Origin of the sequence: Pseudoalteromonas arctica, assembly GCF_012927645.1 — a bacterium.
In the GTDB taxonomy this organism is placed as follows: Bacteria; Pseudomonadota; Gammaproteobacteria; order Enterobacterales; family Alteromonadaceae; genus Pseudoalteromonas; species Pseudoalteromonas arctica_A.
In genome coordinates this window covers 25,869-43,390 of sequence record NZ_JABBMT010000004.1, presented here as the reverse complement: position 1 = coordinate 43,390, position 17,522 = coordinate 25,869, and the positions used below count along the sequence as shown (strand labels likewise).

The 17,522-nt window shown below is 38.8% G+C and carries 13 protein-coding genes and 1 pseudogene; 9 read left to right on the top strand and 5 right to left on the bottom strand.

Translation table 11 applies throughout. The features are described from left to right. Positions 1-123 precede the first annotated feature (123 nt). The 5 genes and pseudogenes from HHO47_RS03775 (at position 124) to HHO47_RS03755 (ending at position 5,393) form a co-directional block, all read left to right on the top strand. On the top strand, positions 124-717 hold the full coding sequence (locus tag HHO47_RS03775) for a phosphatidylglycerol lysyltransferase domain-containing protein (protein ID WP_169019059.1): 594 nt from the start codon (positions 124-126) through the stop codon (positions 715-717). A gap of 150 nt (positions 718-867) precedes the next feature. Continuing rightward, entirely contained in the window at positions 868-1,785 is a 918-nt protein-coding gene (locus HHO47_RS03770; protein ID WP_169019057.1) for an alpha/beta fold hydrolase, read from the top strand. Beyond that, positions 1,782-3,119, top strand: a complete 1,338-nt coding sequence (locus HHO47_RS03765) for an NAD(P)/FAD-dependent oxidoreductase (protein WP_169019055.1) — start codon at positions 1,782-1,784, stop codon at positions 3,117-3,119. Before HHO47_RS03770 ends, HHO47_RS03765 begins: the two co-directional genes overlap by 4 nt. A gap of 450 nt (positions 3,120-3,569) precedes the next feature. Beyond that, positions 3,570-3,677: pseudogene (locus HHO47_RS03760) on the top strand (DNA polymerase IV); the annotation flags it as partial. 192 nt (positions 3,678-3,869) lie between these two features. Next, positions 3,870-5,393, top strand: coding sequence for a M17 family metallopeptidase (locus HHO47_RS03755; RefSeq protein WP_169019053.1), 1,524 nt, complete (start codon positions 3,870-3,872; stop codon positions 5,391-5,393). A 69-nt stretch (positions 5,394-5,462) separates the two neighbouring features. Here the strand turns inward: HHO47_RS03755 and HHO47_RS03750 are convergent, their stop codons facing one another. Then, positions 5,463-7,100: a methyl-accepting chemotaxis protein gene (locus HHO47_RS03750; protein ID WP_169019051.1), complete on the bottom strand. Its 1,638-nt coding sequence runs from the start codon at positions 7,098-7,100 to the stop codon at positions 5,463-5,465. Positions 7,101-7,285: 185 nt separating this feature from the next. Next, positions 7,286-9,511 carry a DPP IV N-terminal domain-containing protein gene (locus HHO47_RS03745; RefSeq protein WP_169019049.1) on the bottom strand — a complete coding sequence of 742 codons (2,226 nt, stop codon included), beginning with the start codon at positions 9,509-9,511 and terminating at the stop codon, positions 7,286-7,288. Positions 9,512-9,627: 116 nt separating this feature from the next. On the opposite strand from HHO47_RS03745, the gene HHO47_RS03740 reads away from it, so the two are divergent. Beyond that, positions 9,628-10,023: an HIT domain-containing protein gene (locus HHO47_RS03740; RefSeq protein WP_169019047.1), complete on the top strand. Its 396-nt coding sequence runs from the start codon at positions 9,628-9,630 to the stop codon at positions 10,021-10,023. Between the two features lie 135 nt (positions 10,024-10,158). Then, a complete protein-coding gene (locus HHO47_RS03735; protein WP_169019045.1) occupies positions 10,159-10,902 on the top strand; it encodes a substrate-binding periplasmic protein in 744 nt (247 codons plus the stop codon). Positions 10,903-10,969: 67 nt separating this feature from the next. Here HHO47_RS03735 and HHO47_RS03730 read toward each other — a convergent pair whose 3' ends face one another. Further along, positions 10,970-12,667, bottom strand: a complete 1,698-nt coding sequence (locus HHO47_RS03730; protein ID WP_169019043.1) for a dipeptidyl-peptidase 3 family protein — start codon at positions 12,665-12,667, stop codon at positions 10,970-10,972. 292 nt (positions 12,668-12,959) lie between these two features. Between HHO47_RS03730 and HHO47_RS03725 the strand changes: the two genes are divergently transcribed. Continuing rightward, positions 12,960-13,799, top strand: a complete 840-nt coding sequence (locus tag HHO47_RS03725; RefSeq protein ID WP_169019041.1) for an HDOD domain-containing protein — start codon at positions 12,960-12,962, stop codon at positions 13,797-13,799. Positions 13,800-13,866: 67 nt separating this feature from the next. On the opposite strand, the gene rdgC is transcribed toward HHO47_RS03725, so the two are convergent. Both rdgC and HHO47_RS03715 read right to left on the bottom strand, forming a co-directional pair. Next, positions 13,867-14,778 carry a recombination-associated protein RdgC gene (rdgC, locus tag HHO47_RS03720; protein WP_169019039.1) on the bottom strand — a complete coding sequence of 304 codons (912 nt, stop codon included), beginning with the start codon at positions 14,776-14,778 and terminating at the stop codon, positions 13,867-13,869. 120 nt (positions 14,779-14,898) lie between these two features. Beyond that, positions 14,899-16,662 (bottom strand): sensor histidine kinase, encoded by a 1,764-nt coding sequence (locus HHO47_RS03715; RefSeq protein WP_169019037.1) that lies wholly within the window; start codon positions 16,660-16,662, stop codon positions 14,899-14,901. 281 nt (positions 16,663-16,943) lie between these two features. On the opposite strand from HHO47_RS03715, the gene HHO47_RS03710 reads away from it, so the two are divergent. Continuing rightward, complete coding sequence (locus HHO47_RS03710; RefSeq protein WP_211183599.1) at positions 16,944-17,309, top strand: response regulator; 366 nt, start codon at positions 16,944-16,946, stop codon at positions 17,307-17,309. Positions 17,310-17,522: the final 213 nt, after the last annotated feature.

Genomic DNA, 17,522 nt, shown 5'->3' with positions numbered 1-17,522 from the left:
CGTTTTTAAGAGGATTCATTTCTAAAATATACTTTGTAGTGGTTTTCAAAGTTATCTGATATATCAAAGCGTTTTAACTTAGTGGAATATTGGAATAGAGAGCAATGATAGGCACGCTGTCGAATGTATACAATTACTGAAATCTGTAATCAAGCAGAATTTAACCATCATCAGTTAGCGCTTGAAGAAATTGATAAACAGTGGCTTAATAAAAAAAATGCTAAGGCATTGGATTTTATGGTGACAGATCGCAATAAAGTTAATATTGACGATGGTGAGCATCGTATATTTATTGCATCTTTAGATGATGTTCCTTTGGCCTATATTTTATTTTCGAGAAGTTACGGTGAGGAAGCTGGTTGGTTTCATAACTTATCTCGACATTTAAAAAGTGCTCCTATGGGCACTATGCAAGCCATTAATGATGTCGCTATAGAAAGATTTCAACATCAAGGTGAACAATACTTACACTTTGGCCTTACGCCAATGGCTGATTTGAATATTACAAGTGAAATTCAAGGTTATTATTCCAAAACATTTTGTTGGTTGGTTCATTTCTTACAAAAACACGGTGATAAGGTTTACCCTTCTAGAGGTCAGCGGCAATATAAAATGAGTTGGCGTCCACAACAGATAATTCCTGATTTTATTGCCTTTGAAGGTGGGTTTAGTTTGAGAGCACTACTTGCTTTTTTAAAAATCACTAATAGCTTGTAATAAAAAAGTTGATAATTAAACCTAGGTATAATGCTATTTAGAAAACTTTACTATAGTAACTAATTTTAACTGATAACGGATAAAACATTATTTCAAAAAATTATTTTTATATTGAAGTTTTGTTTATATATATGAAAGGTATCTAGCATAGTGAATACTGAAAAGTCAGTTCGGTTATTGTCAACATGGCAGTATCCATTGCCAAATGGTGTAATTATTCGCGGCCAGAGAACTCGGCCTTCTGGTAAACCGGTGATCCATTTTGTGCATGGAACGGGGTTTTCTGGGTTAACTTATTGGCCTATGTTATCTCAGTTAACTGATTACTATGATCTGTTTATTCATGATATTCAAGGGCATGGAAATAGCGATGCGGGGAGGTGTTTTTATGGTTGGGACAATAATGCGTTATTTACTTCTTTAGTATGGAACTCCTTTGCAAAAGATTATCCTAATGTTCCTGTGATAGGTGTTGGTCATAGCTTTGGTGGAGTATTGACAGCGCTAATGGCAGCAGAAAACCCTAATTCCTTTCATTCACTAATATTACTTGATCCGGTGATATTCAGTCAGAAGATGTTAATAGGTATGAAAGTATTTAAATTTCTTCGCTTAAAAAGTCCTAACCCACTAGCCCACCGTGCTAGAAAAAGAAAAAATGGTTGGGAGTCTCATTGTGCTGCGATAAGCTATTTTAAAGAGCGCGGTATTTTTAAAAACTGGGACGACTCTGCATTACAAGCACATATTATTCACTCGCTTTATGAACAAGAGACTACACTATTGAAGTTAAAGTGTCCTCCAAGTATAGAAGCTGAAGTTTTTGCCAGTTTCCCAAACAACCTGTGGGCAGCGCTAAAGAAACTTAACGTACCTACACATATAATTCATGGTCAGCAGTCTTATCCTTTTATCAAGCACTCAACTTCACGTTTACAAAAACTTAATCGACTGGTTTCTTCTCAAATAGTATCGGGAGGACATTGCTTTATGCAGGAAAATCCTCTGGGAATAGCTCAAATAATATTGACTAGATTGACTGACAGCTTTCCAAAGGTTATCAAATGAGTTTAAAAGAAGGTATCAATTTTTGGCATGAAAATGGAGAAAAATATATACCGGAGCCTTCACTTAGAGAAAATATAAACGCAGACTTTTTAGTTATTGGTGGCGGTTTTTCTGGACTTTCAACTGCTTTTAACTTGAAATTACAATCGCCTGAGGCAAAGGTTGTATTACTTGAATCAGAATTTATAGGTTTTGGGGCCAGTGGGCGTAATACTGGATTTTGTGTTGCTAAGTTTGGTTTAGACATGCCAACCATAAAAATGCTTTATGGTAGAGAACGCGCTATAGAGGCTCATCATTTTTCTGAACAAGCGCTTGATTATATTCATTACATGGTAAAAAAATATAATATGCAATCAGAGTTTAGAGCATGTGGTTTCCTTCAAGTAGCTTGTTCTGATTCTAGAAGAAAAAAATTACTTTCCACTATCGAAACCTATGAAGCTATGGGTCTCAATGGGGGGAATTGGTTAGAGCAAAGTAAGGTACAAGAAAATATTCATTCATCTTTGTTTAAAGGAGGTTTGTTTCATGAAAAGTCAGCACTTTTGCATCCGCTTAAACATATTAGGGAATGGAAACGACTTTGTTTACAACAAGGTGTGGACATTTACGAATTTAGCCCAGTACAACACATTTGCCATCAATCACAGGTAATAACTAATACACCTTATGGGCAAGTGCAATCTAAAAAGTTAGTGATTGCAACTAATGCTTATATGCATTTAATAAAAGGCCTTGAAGGACACCAACGTAAGCAAACTCCGCTTTGGGCTTACATTATCGCAACTGAGCCTTTAAGTGATGAACAATGGCAAGCTATTGGCTGGCAAAACCGAGAGGGTCTACAAGATAATCGTAACTTTTTACATGCAATAAGACCGTCAGAAGATGGTAGACTCATTATGACAGGCAATATGCCAGGACTTTCTTTTGGTCAAATGATGAATCGTGATAATAACCCTAAAGTTTGGCAAGCGTTGAAAGATAATCTTGCAGCTTTTTTCCCTGTATTGAAACAACTCAAGGTAACCTACGCTTGGGGGGGGGCTATTTCTGTTACTATGGATATGGCTCCCTCCATTGGTTACCTTGGTGATGAACGAATACTTTATAGTACTGGTTGCTTTGGGCATGGTGTTGCTTCTTCACAGTTCAATGGGCGATTGCTTTCGGAGCTGGCTTTGGAAAAAGAAACGGCATTGACCAATTTTTGGATTGTCAATCGACAGCCTCTAGCCTGGCCTTTCGAGCCGTTACGCTACCTGATGAAGAAAAGCATTGTGAAATTTATGTCGTTAGAGGATCGTTTGAAAGAAAATCGAATTAGATAAAGCCATTAAAGAGCTTATTGATAATAGTACGAATCAATTATTTTTTTGATACAGATACTAAACAATTAAATTAGCTTGACTATTCAACTCTTTACACCATTAAGTAAGAGTCTGTAATTATGGCACCCGAACCACCACTATTTGTCTGAATATTCACTCTATTGTAATGGGGTGGGAGTGTAAGCGTATAGCTAACGACTGCCTTTAACCGCTTCACCGGGGGTAATTTCTTGCTTTTCATCTTGAGGCAAATATTGGTCTAAAAGGGAAACAATATTAAGTCCTCAATGACACCAGAAACAATGCTATAACCGTTCGATTTTTAAGTTTATAAACACCTCTACATTAAGGTGATATTGTATCAAATTACAGCAGGGATAGGCTTTTTTAGCCATAAAATTAAATAGAAATTTATGGTTGTGGTCTGATCAATGTCTGCTTGACGAAACTATCTTGGCTGAGCTGCTGAGCAAAGCTTATCAACGAGGTTTACAGCAGCCAGTGCGGTTACTCGGTGTCGGGGTCGGTGTTAAAAATGAACCGCAGCAACATGTATAGTTGAGTATATTAGATTAATATGCTGCGCACTATTTGGTTTAAGCAACGATAAGTGGGCAGTGAAAAACTGCTTTACTTTATACTGTAACTCCAAGTTGCCAGTGTTATCTTGGCTCGTCGTACATTGCTGGCAATAGCTATTTAAATCAATGATAATAAGCTCCTACGTTTTTTGACAATAGGACCTTTTTTATGGCATATCCTCACGCAGTTGCAGCCCCGCAATTAGATCACGCAAAACATGATGCGCTTATTATTATTGCCGATGATTTTTCTAAGTTAGACGATCCGAATCTAAGCCAAGCTATTAAAGCACAAATGGCAGTTGATGCACGCATTGGTAAGCAAGTAACGCTGCTTGTTGTTGAGTCTAAACGGGTGATCTTAGCGCCGACAGGTCCATTAAATCGAGATTATGACGATGTACGTCGTTATTTTGATGCCGCTAAATTAGCTATCAATGAAGCGAAAGCATCAGGCAGTATAAAGCCTGCTATTTACTTACCGCAAGCTAGCCAAGATAGCCGTTATCAGTATGCCTTAGAAGTTGCTTATCTAGGTGCTTGTCAGGCGTTGTGGCAGCCGCTTGAGGCACGCGAGTTTCATGGTGAAAGCATTGAGCCGATCACCCAAATAGCCTTGTTTGGTGCAAATGAGCAAACAGTTAAAGCGGTGAATGCCATTGCCGCAGGACAGTATGCTGCTCGTGATTTATGTGGCACTGAGCCTGAGCGTATGGCGCCGCCGCGTTTTGCTGATTACTGCGTAGATTTATTTAAAGGCAGTAAGGTTAATGTTGCAGTAATTGCAGATATTGCCACCATTGATAAAGAGTACCCGATGATGAGCACTGTGGCGCGCGCTTCATATGCGGTTGAGCGTCATCATCCTCGGGTTGTAAAACTTGAATATGTACCAGAAGGCGAGGTGACACGTACCTTAATGTTTGTCGGTAAAGGCTTAGTATATGACACTGGTGGTGCCGATTTGAAAGTAGGCGGGCATATGGCCGGTATGAGCCGAGATAAAGGTGGCGCAGCCTCTGTTGCTGGTTTTATGAAGTCAGTGGCAGACTTTCAACCACAAGGCGTTAAAGTCATTGCTTACTTAGCGGTAGTGCGTAACTCAATTGGTGCTGATTGCTTTGTACCAGATGAAATTATTACTAGCCGAGAGGGCGTACGTGTTCGTATAGGCAATACGGATGCTGAAGGGCGCTTAGCTATGGGAGATTTACTCAGCGAGATGAAAGATTTAGCAAAAGGAGAAGTAAATCCTGAAATCTTTACGGTTGCAACTTTAACCGGACACGCAGCTCGTGCAATGGGACCTTACAGTGCCTATGTTGAAAATGGCCCTGCACGTGCGGCTAATATTTCTCGTAAGCTGGCTGACAGTGGTGACTTATGGGCTGATGGTGCGGAAGTTTCTCGCAGCCGTCGCGAAGACTATGATTTTATTAAACCGCGTACTTTAGCTGATGACGTATTATCAAGTAATAATGCAGCATCAGCAGTTACCGCGCGTGGTCACCAGTTCCCTATGGCATTTTTAGCCATTGTTGGCGGCCTTGATAAGCATGGTTGTGAGTCAGCACAGCCTTTACCTTATGTGCATATGGATATTGCTGGTAGTGGTGTTGAAGGTGGTGATTGGCAGCACGGTAAACCAACCGCAGCAGGCCTAAGCAGTTTATTTGCTCGTTACTGCTTATAATAAGCTGCATTAAATACAATAGCCCCGCCATATAAAATGACGGGGCTTTTTGTAATTTGTTTTTGTTTATTAACCTAATTTAAAGTGATTAACCACATCAGTCAGTTGTTGACTACTGTGTTTTAGATTATCGCTTGCACCAGAAAGTTGTGAGGTATTTGCCAGGGATTGTTCGGTTGATTGCGATAGTTCACTAATGCGTATATTGACTTCATCAGCGGCGCTTGATTGTTGCTCCGTCGCACGGGCTATTTGACCATTCATATCGGTGATCACCGACACTAGACGTTCAATTTCAGTTAATGAGGTATTAGCAGAACCGGCTTGTTGCACTGTGCTGGTGGATAATTGTTGGCTAGCTGTTACCGCCTCTACAGCCGCTTGTGCGCCTTTTTGTAATTTGGCTATCATCGCCTGAATTTCGTCTGTACTTTTGCCTGTGCGACTAGCAAGAGTGCGTACTTCATCAGCGACAACTGCAAACCCTCGGCCTTGTTCGCCAGCACGTGCTGCTTCGATTGCCGCATTGAGTGCCAGTAAGTTGGTTTGCTCCGCAATACCGCGGATCACGTCTAGTACCGAGCCTATATTATTACTTTCTTGAGCTAAATCAGCGGTAACTTGACTCACGGTTTCAATATTTTTGGACAGTGTTTCTATGGCTTGAATTGTTTTAGCAACGACTTCTTTACCTTCTGATGCATTCACCGCAGCTTGGTTAGCGGCTTGTTCAGCAGCTTCGGCATTGCGACTTACATCATGAATTTGATGGGTCATTTGTTCCATTGCTGTAGCGACTTGCGTAGAGCTATCGTTTTGCAGTTCAATAAAAGAATGATTGGTTTTACTCGCATCATCCACGGTTTGGGCATGCTGGTTAACATCATTGGCATTATTTGCCACTTGTTTTAGGGACTCACGCATTTTGGTGGTAAATAAATTAAAGTGGCGAGATAATCGCGATACCTCATCATTACCATTTTCATCTAAGGTTTGGGTTAAATCCCCTTCACCTTGAGAAATACTTTTCATCATATCTGTAGCAAGCCGAGTTGGCAGTAAAATACTTCTAGCGATTAAGTAACTTAAACTAATTAATAGCAAAATAATCACAGTGGCATTGAGAATAACTAAATTCCGTAAGCTGGCAAAAGCGTCATCAATAGTATCAATATAAACACCTGAACCGACGATCCATTGCCATGGAGTAAAACCTTTCACATAGGCTATTTTATCAACTGGTTTATCTTTACCTGGCTTAGGCCATTTGTAAGAGATAAAACCTTCACCACTTTGCTTAACTATTTTCACCATTTCAACAAATAACGGTACGCCATCGGGGTCTTTACTGTTGCTGAGTGATTTACCGTTTAACTCTGGTTTAAAAGGGTGCATAACCATGGCAGGTTGAAAATCATTGATCCAAAAGTAATTGTCATTCTCATAGCGAATACTTGCAATGGTAGTTAGTGCTCCTTGTTGGGCTTGTTGCACGGTGAGTTCGCCGCTTTGTTGTAATGAGTGATAATGGGTAATAACACTATAAGCAGCTTCAACTAGATTTTTTGTTTTCGTATATTGGTCTGCTTTGAGTGAACTATACTGCTGAGTTAAGCTGGTAATACTTAAAAAAAGCAAACCAACAACGACCAAACTTACCAAGATAGCTAAGCGCTGAAAAATAGTAAAACGGCGTAAGTACGACATAAAAAATCCTTTAAAAGTGCTCGCAGTAGACGCGCATAAATTAAGCGTAGTAAATATTACTTTAAAATCTAGTTAACTGTCTCTTGTTTTGGTTTAAAGTTTTTAAATAAATAGTATTATCATTAAGTCAAAAAAGGCTGGTTTTTCAATCAGCCTTTCGTCTAATTTGGGCAGTAAATACTAACTTACTTTACATCAAAATGACGATTAAAGAAGTTAGTGATAGTTTGATGTAAATGAGTTTGTACTTGTTTACCTCGTAAGCTGTGTTTGGAACCAGGGTAAGTCATCATTTCAAATTGCTTTTCGTTATCTTGCAATTGTTTGAATAACTTAGTGGCATGGGTAAATAATACGTTATCGTCGGCCATACCATGGTAGATCATTAATGGCCCTTTTAAGCCACCTGCGTATGGAAATACCGCGCTGTCTGCATAGCCTTTGGCATTTGTATCAGGGTGCCCTAAATAACGCTCGGTATAGTGAGTATCATACAATGCCCAATCGGTCACTGGCGCTCCAGATACGCCTGCTTGAAAATAATCACTGGCTTTAAACATGGTCATTAATGCCATATAGCCACCGTAACTATGACCATAAATACCAATACGTTGTGGGTCAACATAATCAAGCGTACGTAAAAATTCGACGCCTTTGATTTGATCAGCCACTTCAACCACACCTAAATGTTTGTAAATGGCATCTTCAAACTTTTTACCACGATTATACGAACCACGGTTATCTAATTGGAATACGACATAACCTTGCTGTGCCATATATTGGAAATATAAGTTCTTGCTGCGCCAACTGTTGGTTACGCGTTGTGCGTGTGGGCCACCATAGACATTAACAAGAACAGGATGCTTTTTACCATCATTTACCGTTACAGGTTTAAATAAACGATAGTGCATCACTTGAGCATCATCAGCAGTCAAAGTGCCGTATTCAGGCTCAGCTAAATCTGCTAAATAAGGCGTTAATGGGTGTGTTCTATCTAGCTTGTTTTCCTCAAGCCAAGTAATGAACTCGCCGTTTATTTTACGAAGGGCAGCGGAGCCAGGTTTATTTACTGATGAGCTGTTATCAATAAACGTTTTATTGTCTTTTGTTATTACCACATTGTGATAAGCACCTTGCTCGGTGATCCGTTTGATAGCTCCTTTTTTGAATAGCGGCACACTGTATAAATGGCTTTCAAGAGGGGTATCTTTACGCCCTGCAAAGTAAACAATACCTTTTTTCTCATCAATGCCTTTTAGGCTATCGACAACCCAATCCCCATCGGTAATTTGACGCACTAATTTGCCGTTAGTGCGATATAGGTATAAATGCTTAAAACCATTGCGCTCAGAGGCCCAAACAAAGTGTTTTTTGTCTTTCAAAAACTGTAGATCAAAATGTAAGTTGATCCAGCTATCACTCGTTTCTGTTAAAGCGACTTTTTGCTCTGTTGTTTTGCTGTTATAAAAGCGCAATTCTAAGTTGTGCTGTGAACGGTTTTGCCACTGATATGATAGGGTTTTGTCATCTTCTAACCATTTTGCACGGGCAATGTAAATATCGTCGTCTTTACCTAGATCAATCCAATCAGTTTTTTTATTGTCAAGCTTAACCACCCCAAGTTGAATTTTTACATTATTAGTGCCGGTAAATGGGTAGCGTTGGTTAAACAGTTTCACTTCATCAGCGTAAATTTCATTGCGGATAGCTTCTTTAACTGGACTTTCGTCAATGCGAGTGAAGGCTATTTTTGATTCATCACCAGACCACCAATAACCTGTCATTCGACCCATTTCTTCTTGCGCGACAAACTCCGCCATGGCGTTTTTGATCACACCGCCGCCATCTTTACTCAGCTGAATTTCTTTACCTGATTTAAGATTTAGCGCATAAAGATTTTGTTCACGGACAAATGAGACAAAGTTTCCTTTTGGTGAAAAGCGTGCGTCGGTTTCAAACGCCTCAGTATTGGTCAGTTTGCGGCTTTTCCCTGCTCCTAGCTCGTAATAATAGAGGTCACCATTAAGTGGAAATAACAAGGCTTTACCGTCTTTAGACCATTTGTATTCTAAAATACCTTTACCAAAAATACGTTGGCGTTCACGGCGTGCTTTTTCTTCGTCTGAGAGGTTTTCAGGGCCTGAAAAAAGCTGGGCAGAATCGACTAAAATACGATTTTTGTTATCTTTTAAATTATATTCCCACAAATCATAACGGTTATAATCGTCACTCTTACCTTGCAGGTAGGTAACTCGGCTACCGTCTGGTGAAAATTTAAGCTGTACAGGCGCTTTACCCGCTAAACTTGGATCATCAAAAATACGTTCTAAAGTAAGAGGCTTAGCTTGCACTGTGATGGCTGTTGCCACCAAAGGTAGCAAGCATGAGAGGTGTTTAATTTTTTTTAACACGTGTTTACCTTTGCTCGAATAAAAACTGCAATGATGGTAAAGCCAAGCGTGGGCAACTGCAACTAAATGCTATAAAGTAGCGAAAATGTAATGGACTTAATTTGTAAGGAATAAAAATGACCGTTGAATTTTCTTTAGCCCCAGAACTTGCCCGTGACTGTATTGAACTGGCCGATTGGCCATTATGTAAAGTGTTACTTATGAATGATAGTCAATACCCGTGGTTTATTTTAGTGCCTCGTAAAGCGAATTTAAAAGAGATCATTGATCTAAGCGAGTCAGAACAGGTATTGCTAATGCAAGAGTCAGCGAAGCTAAGTAGGCTACTAAAAAAAGTACTTAACCCAGATAAACTTAATGTTGCAGCGCTTGGTAACATGGTTCCACAATTACACATTCATCATATTGCCCGCTATAAAACCGATGTTGCATGGCCTGCACCAGTATGGGGTAAATATCCCGCAGTGCCTTATAGTGAAGAGCAATTGGCACGTTTAAAAGCATATTTTTAATCGTGGTTGAGTGTTTACATAATAGAGTTTGCTCACAGTATTATAACTTTTAGTTGAGTGAAAATAGACTATGCTTAGGGTCACTAAGTCGTGGCTGTTTATTACATTCAATATATAGGGATCGCAAACTAACGGATGAAAGCTTTTTTATTGTTTACCTTGTTAATTACATTTTCGCATCACAGTGCCGCAAATACATTTTACTTTGTTGGCACCACCTTTCCGTCGGTACTTGAAAAAAATGAACAAGGTCAAATAGAAGGCTTAGGTGCCGACATCGTAGGTGAAATTTGCCTGCGTTTAGGTTGCCAAATTAAAATTGATATTTTGCCATTTAAACGGGCGCTTAAAATGGTTGAGCTTGGTAAGGCTGATGCATTTATAGGTCCTTATAAGTCAAAAGTTAGAGAGCAATATATGGTTTATAGTGAAGCTGCTTTCTATCAAGATTCGCTGGTTTTTTATGTCAAAAATAGTAATGAATTTCAGTGGTATAACAATTTAGAGACATTAAAAGAGTTATCGGTAGGGTTAACCCGAGGTTGGAATTATGGTGATGATTTTGAACAATATAAAAGTCAGTTGAAGGTTTCTGAAGTGGGTACTATGGAGGCTAGTTTTTTGCAATTAATTCATGACCGTGTCGATATTATAGTGACTCACCCAAGAGCTGCACAGCCTGTTATTAAGCAGTTAAGATTAGCTGATCAAGTTAAACAGTTACAACCACCGTTAATTATTAATAAAGGCTATTTTGGCTTTTCAAAAAAACGTAATTTAAATGATTTTATTACCTCATTCGATAAAGAATTAAATAATATGATGGCTAATGGTGAAGTAAAAAAAATGAGTGAAAAATATGGTTTAGCATTCCCGTAATAACAATATTGAATTAAAAAAGGCGGTTTAGGTGAGCCCCTAAAACGCCTTTTTAGTATTAATTATATTATTTTAAACCTAACTCTTTCTTACCTTGTTTAAAGGTGACATCTACCGGGATATTTGCTTGGCTTAGTTTTTCTAAATCGTTAGCCAATTCTTCTTTAATATCACCATGAGTAGCAATCAGTTGATCGACTTTCTCATAATCACCATCACCTTGTAAGGTTAAGATCAAACCAGATAGCTTGGCCATTGCTTGGCCCATTTTTTCCATATTTACGCTGTAAAGACCCTGCTCATTTTTAGAGAATGCCCCTTCTTCTGCGAAAAAGTTAAAGCGGATCATATTTGCTTTACCATGGGCACTTGATGCGCCAAAGCGCACTGAGCGGAAAATACCGGCCATAAAAGTGATGTAATAATCTTCGAGTGTTCCCTCAGTGATCTCACCTTTTTTGAGTAACTGCTCAACCATGTATAAGCCTAAGATATCGGCTTTGCCTTCTTCTAAAGCACTGGCATGCTCTTGTAAAGACTGACGAACCGTGCCTTTGCCTGTGATAGTATTTTTGATCCCTAAACCATGAGCGACTTCGTGGAACATAGTATTGGCAAAAAATGCATCGAAAGTAATGTGTTTTCGCTGCTCAGGAACAATTAACTGCTCAGCGATTGGCACCAATATTTTATCAAACTTAGCGCGCATAGCATTTTTCAGCTGCAAACGGCGAGTGCCTTTTTCAAGTTGTACTTGTTCGTCATTTGGTAAGTTAATAGCAATGGTTTTACTGCCAGCATTAGAATGACCAGCGTAGTAAACAACATCATAGGCATTTAAGTCCGCATCAGAGCCTGGTACTTCTTGTTTGTACTTGGCATCAACAGGGAGGCCTTTTTGTAGTTCTGGTAAAAATGCTGCAAATTTAGCTAGGCGCTCTGACCAAGCTAAATCTTTCACTAAGACATACGATTCAAAGGCTGCGCGAGAGCCAAATAATTGATCTTCATAGGTTTCGATTGGACCAATAACGATATCGATCGGGTTGTTCTTCATGTCCATCCAAGCAAAGTCTGATGCTTGATAATCATCGTTTTGTAGTGCATCTGCACGTAAGTTCAGGTAACTAGCAAACTCTTTATCATCGGCAAGCTTGCTCGCCTCACGTAATAAGTTAGCTGCTTTTTCAAGCGCTTGAGCATATTCAACCGAATAGGCAACGCTATATAGCTTGCCGTGTTCATCTCGTTTAATTACTGAATACAGGCCATTTTTATCTGCTACATCAGCCTTATTTAGCTCTTCTTTAGTGATATCGGCTGGATAAAATTGAGCTCCGGCTGTTTTATCTTCATAGCCTGATAAAAAGACTTGATCGCCATTTAATCTATCCCATGGTCCATAGTTAATATCGGCAAATTTTTGTACTTTAGGATCATTGATTTTGGCTAAAAATGCTGCTTTATCTTCACCAAATGCTTGGCGCCAGAATAGCTCATCCATAATTTTAGACGCATCAATAAGTTTGGCTATTAACGCTTTTTGGTTGTCACTTAAATGTGATAAATCAGTGGTTAAACTAAAGCCGGTATAGATATCAAGACGATTAGTGTCAGCGTTAATAAGTTGTGGGCCGCTATTTTGTACTTGCTTTGTAGGGGCTGCAGCATTTGATGCTTTAGGTGCACTGGTTTGATCTGAACATGCACTAAGAAAAACGGCACCGGTAAGAATAAGTGCTTGGCTAATTTTATTGAGAGTCATTATATTGCCTGTTAAAAAGTAAGTTTAATTATAGATACCCTTGAGAGGGTATTTCGCTTCCTTGTTATGCCAGCATTAAAGCAAATATTACGCTTAAATAGCAAGTTTCCTGTGTTGTGCTGGTCTAAGCGAAGGGATATAGATTGCAGTAGAAAAAATAAACTAACATAATTTCTGTAATTTTCTTAACTTTAGCGGTAACTTAGACAATACTATTACGTATACTTATAAAAACATCGGTTCTTAGCCAGCACTAAGTTGCAGCACGCTAATTCAAGAGGATGGCACATCTATGTCTACAGAAAATGCATTATTGACCATTTTGGTCGACCGTATAAACAATGATACGTTAGTTTTACCAACCTTACCTGAGGTTGCGGTCCGTGTTCGTCAAGCTGCCGATAATCCAGATGTAAATTTAACGCAAATGGCTGATGTGATCTCTCATGATCCGGCATTAGCAGCACGGATGATAAAAGTTGCAAATAGTGCGTTTATGGGACGCACAGTTAAAGTTTCTAATATAAATCAAGCCGTAACGCGCATTGGTCTGCGTCAAATCAAAAATATTGCAACGGCAATGGCGATGGAGCAATTATTTGTTTCAAATAATGAGCTGATCAAAGGTTATATGGATAAGGCATGGCAGAAGACCCTAAAAGTAGCATGTCACTCAATTACTTTGATGGAGTTTTTTCTCAAGGAAAATAAGCAGACCTCATTAAACCGTGACACCATCACACTCGCATCATTGGTTTATAATATTGGTGTATTGCCTATTTTGACTGAGGCGGAACGTCACCCAGAAGTATTTGCCAATCCAAGCTTTTTAGCACATGCAATTCAAAAGCTTAGCGGTAAAGTAGGGGGAGCTATCATGCGCGCTTGGGAGTTTACTGATGAATTTGTTGAAGTAGCGGAAAGTTGGGCCAATCCTAACTATCGCCCTGAGCATATTAGCTATGTTGATTTCATTCGTATTGGTGCGATTATGGAAGGTATTTTACAAGTATCAGATAAGTCAGCGGCATTACAAACTTATATTGATAAAGGGGTGATCCCATCACTGGATATTTTCTCAAGTGATGAATATAACGATATGCTCGATGATGTGAAATTGGTATTTAGTTAAGCTAAATTGCCAGTTAAAAAAAAGCGCCAATAGGGCGCTTTTTTAGTATTTAAAATTTAGTCAAAATTTAGGCTAAATCTTCCTCGTCTCCTAAACCAGCCGTAAGCTCTTCTAGCATTAATTTAATTTCTTCAGAAGCGAGAATAAAGTCAGCATCAAGTTTGACTAACATGTCTTCTTTAGGGATGTCGGCATTTTCTTCTTTTAATGTTTCAGAGTAACTTAAACGCTTAATAGATCCATCATTTTGCAGCATGAACTTCAGACGCTCTTGCCAATCTAGTGCAAGTTTTGTTACGCGCTTACCGCTTTCAAGGTGCGATTTAACTTCATCACAGGCTAAATCATGGCCTTTAAGCTTAACCTGAGCACCGCTATCATCTGCTTCTTCAAGCTCTGCGTCAGAGCCTATAGCAAAGCCTTCGGGTGTGCTGAAGTTAGTTAACCAGTCAGTTAAAAACACATCTAGGTCATAGTTTGCAAATGCAGGAACTACCGGCAATGTGCCCAATGATTTGCGCAGTAGTGCTAGTAACTCTTCTGCTTTATTAAAACTACCACTGTTGACGACTACCCAGCCATTTTCTTGGTCAATAAAGGCAAACTGTAAACTCGACTTTTTAAAGGCTTGCGGTAATAAGCTATGGAGGATGTTTTCTTTGAGCTCGTCTTTCTCTTTTTTCTTAACAGGGCGATTTTCTTCTGCTTCGATAAGTTCTATTTTTTCCGCAAGCATATCGTTGATAACGGATGCCGGAAGTACTTTTTCTTCACGTTTAGCACAGACCAAAATACTCTTCTGCGAGAAATGAGAAAGGCTATCTCCATGCTTACCAAAGGCTTTGGTCCAGCCAAATGTACTTAAATCTTGACTACCGCAAGAGCGAAATAAATCTTGCTCTAAGGCTTTCTCAAAGTCTTCTTGGGTGTACGACACGTCTTGCTTAAAGCGGTAACAAATAAGGTTACTAAACCACATAGGGAGATTGATCCATTCGGTAAATTTGTCCAATCATAACAATAAAAAGCTGATGCGCAAATGACTGATTGGCCAAACGTTTAGCAATTAAGCAAAGCGTTCGGTAAACAGTATCGCGCACTAGTTATTAAATATAGACAAAGGTTTTGGCATGTCTTTAGGGAAACTAATATGATAGTGCAAGCCGTTTCCTGGTGAGCTTGTTGCATCGATTTTGCCGCTCAAGGTTTGCTTGACTAAATTGAAAGTAATGTGGGTGCCCAGACCACTGCCGCCTTGATCGCGTTTAGTGGTAAAAAATGGGTCAAACAGTTTTTCTAGTTGCTGTTCGGTAACGCCATTACCATTGTCTTTAAAGTCGATAATCACTTGGTCATCTTCATTTTTAATAGCAATGTCGATAATGCCATTGCTGACACCATCGAATCCGTGGATCAATGAATTCATAATCAAGTTGGTAAATATTTGACTGATAGCACCAGCAGGTAGATTTAAGGTTAAGTCTGCCGGACAATCTAAATTAATATGATGACTGGTATTTTTTATCTTTGGGTGTAACGAGCGAATAATTTCACCAAGGTATTCTTTTAGGTTGATGGTGCGCACAGCTTCACTGGCCTGATCAACTGCAATTTGCTTAAAGCTAGCAACCAGCTCTGAAGCACGGTCTAAGTTAGTGGTTAATAGGCTGGTACTTTGTTTGGCATCATTGATAAACTCCTCAAGTGCTTTAGGCGAGAGTGTTTTATCTTTGTAAGCATTTTCAATTTGTATTAAGCGCTCTTGCAAAAAGGATGAGGCTGTAACTCCAATACCGACCGGGGTATTGATATCGTGGGTAATCCCGGCAACTAAACCACCTAAAGCAGCCATTTTTTCTGAGCTGACCAAACGCTCTTGCGCCATATTGAGTTCATCAACATAGCGTTGCATTTCAGTTTGTTTAGTCAGTAACTCTTGTTCAGTATGGCGACGTAAATCAACTTCTTCGGTGAGCGTTAATTTTTGTTTTTCTAGCTCGTATTTTTGCTGCTGTAAGTCCATCATAGCTTGACTTAAATTTGATGTTTTACGTGCTACGTCTTGTTCAAGTTGCAGGTTTTGTTGATCGAGCTTTTCGTTACTGATCATTAATGCTTTTTGGGTGTGTTCAAGTTCTTTGCGGTATTGCACAACTTTATCTATTAGCTTATTAAATGATTGCTCCATCACTTTTAATTCGTTGTGCTCAGTTGTTTCAATTTCGATATGTTGACCTTCGAGGTCATCTAATTGAAGATCTTCAATTTGCTCAGTTAGTTGTGTTAGGGGTTCAGTGAGCAGCTTTCTAAATGCCATTAAAAATAAGATGATTAAAAATGTAGTTTTGATCATCGCATTTCCAATTAAAAAATAAATTGAGAGCATAATGCGACTAAATACCACTTCTCGGCTCGAAAATAGCGTGACATCGCCAACTTGGGTGGCGCGACCAGAAAATTCAAAGATCAATGGGAAGGTATAACCGAATAAGCCAGATGGAATATCTTCGATAATGGCTTCTTCTTGTACTAATTGTTGGTCGTATAGCTCAAGAATATCGAGAGAACGACCTAGTTGTGAGATTATTTCGCCGCTATCATCACGTACAATGATACCTTCAATCATTGGAATTGCTAATAAGCCTTCTGCTGTAGTGATGGTTTGTTTAGTGTTTAGCTCCCAAATAGCACGGGTTAAACTACGACTAAATGTTTTTTGTAAGGTCGTCAGTTCGTTACGTATATAATCTTTCGTGTTTACATATTCTGCAATAACTTGCCCGCACGTGACTACAAAAGTTAATAAAAAGTAGACGGATAACACGCTGGTAAGTAGCTTTTTTGATAGGCTTTTTTGTAGCATAGGTGGCCTATAGCTCCTTTATTTTCTTCACAAAGCTTCATTAATACCCTAGCAACGAGTACACCCAGTACTAAAGTTAGCTAATAAATGTTTAAAAATAAATAAAATAATCTTATTTAACAGCGCAAACATTGTTAATTTTCTTTTTTCAGCAAAAACTTAATCTTACCGCTGTTAAGTTTTTGTGTTATAAAATCACAACAGTATTATATCATCATTATTTATTGAGTGATTTATTGTCTACTCAGTAATCTATTATCCGTATTTTAGTTGTCTATATTATGAATTTTTCTGTACTGGTGTGTGATGATTCAACAGTAGCACGCAAACAAGTTATACGCTGTTTAAATGCGTGTATCGCAGCAAATATTATGCAAGCAAAAAATGGCCGTGAAGCGTTAGAGTTAATGCATATACATAACTTTGATTTACTGTGTCTTGACTTAACTATGCCTGAAGTCGATGGAGTACAAGTTCTTGAGGGTATTAAAGCACAAAAGATTGAATGCTTTGTGCTGGTTATCTCGGCAGATATTCAACTTGAAATGAAACAACGTGTCGCTAACTTGGGAGCTATAGCCTTCGTTGATAAGCCGATAGATAAAACGAGATTAAATGAAATACTGCATAAATTTGGCATTCATTAGATTTCTTTATAATCAAAAGGCATAATTTATCTTTTTGTTTGGGGTTGACATAATAGCCCTGTTTAAGGCAGTCTAAAGGCTATGAAAACAAATAATCACGTATTGACCATTATTATTACAACCACCATTCTTACTGGATAGTGGCATAGGTTGGTGCAACAAATTTAAAGGCCTGTGTTCACAACGAACACAGGCCTTTTTTCGTTTTATGGG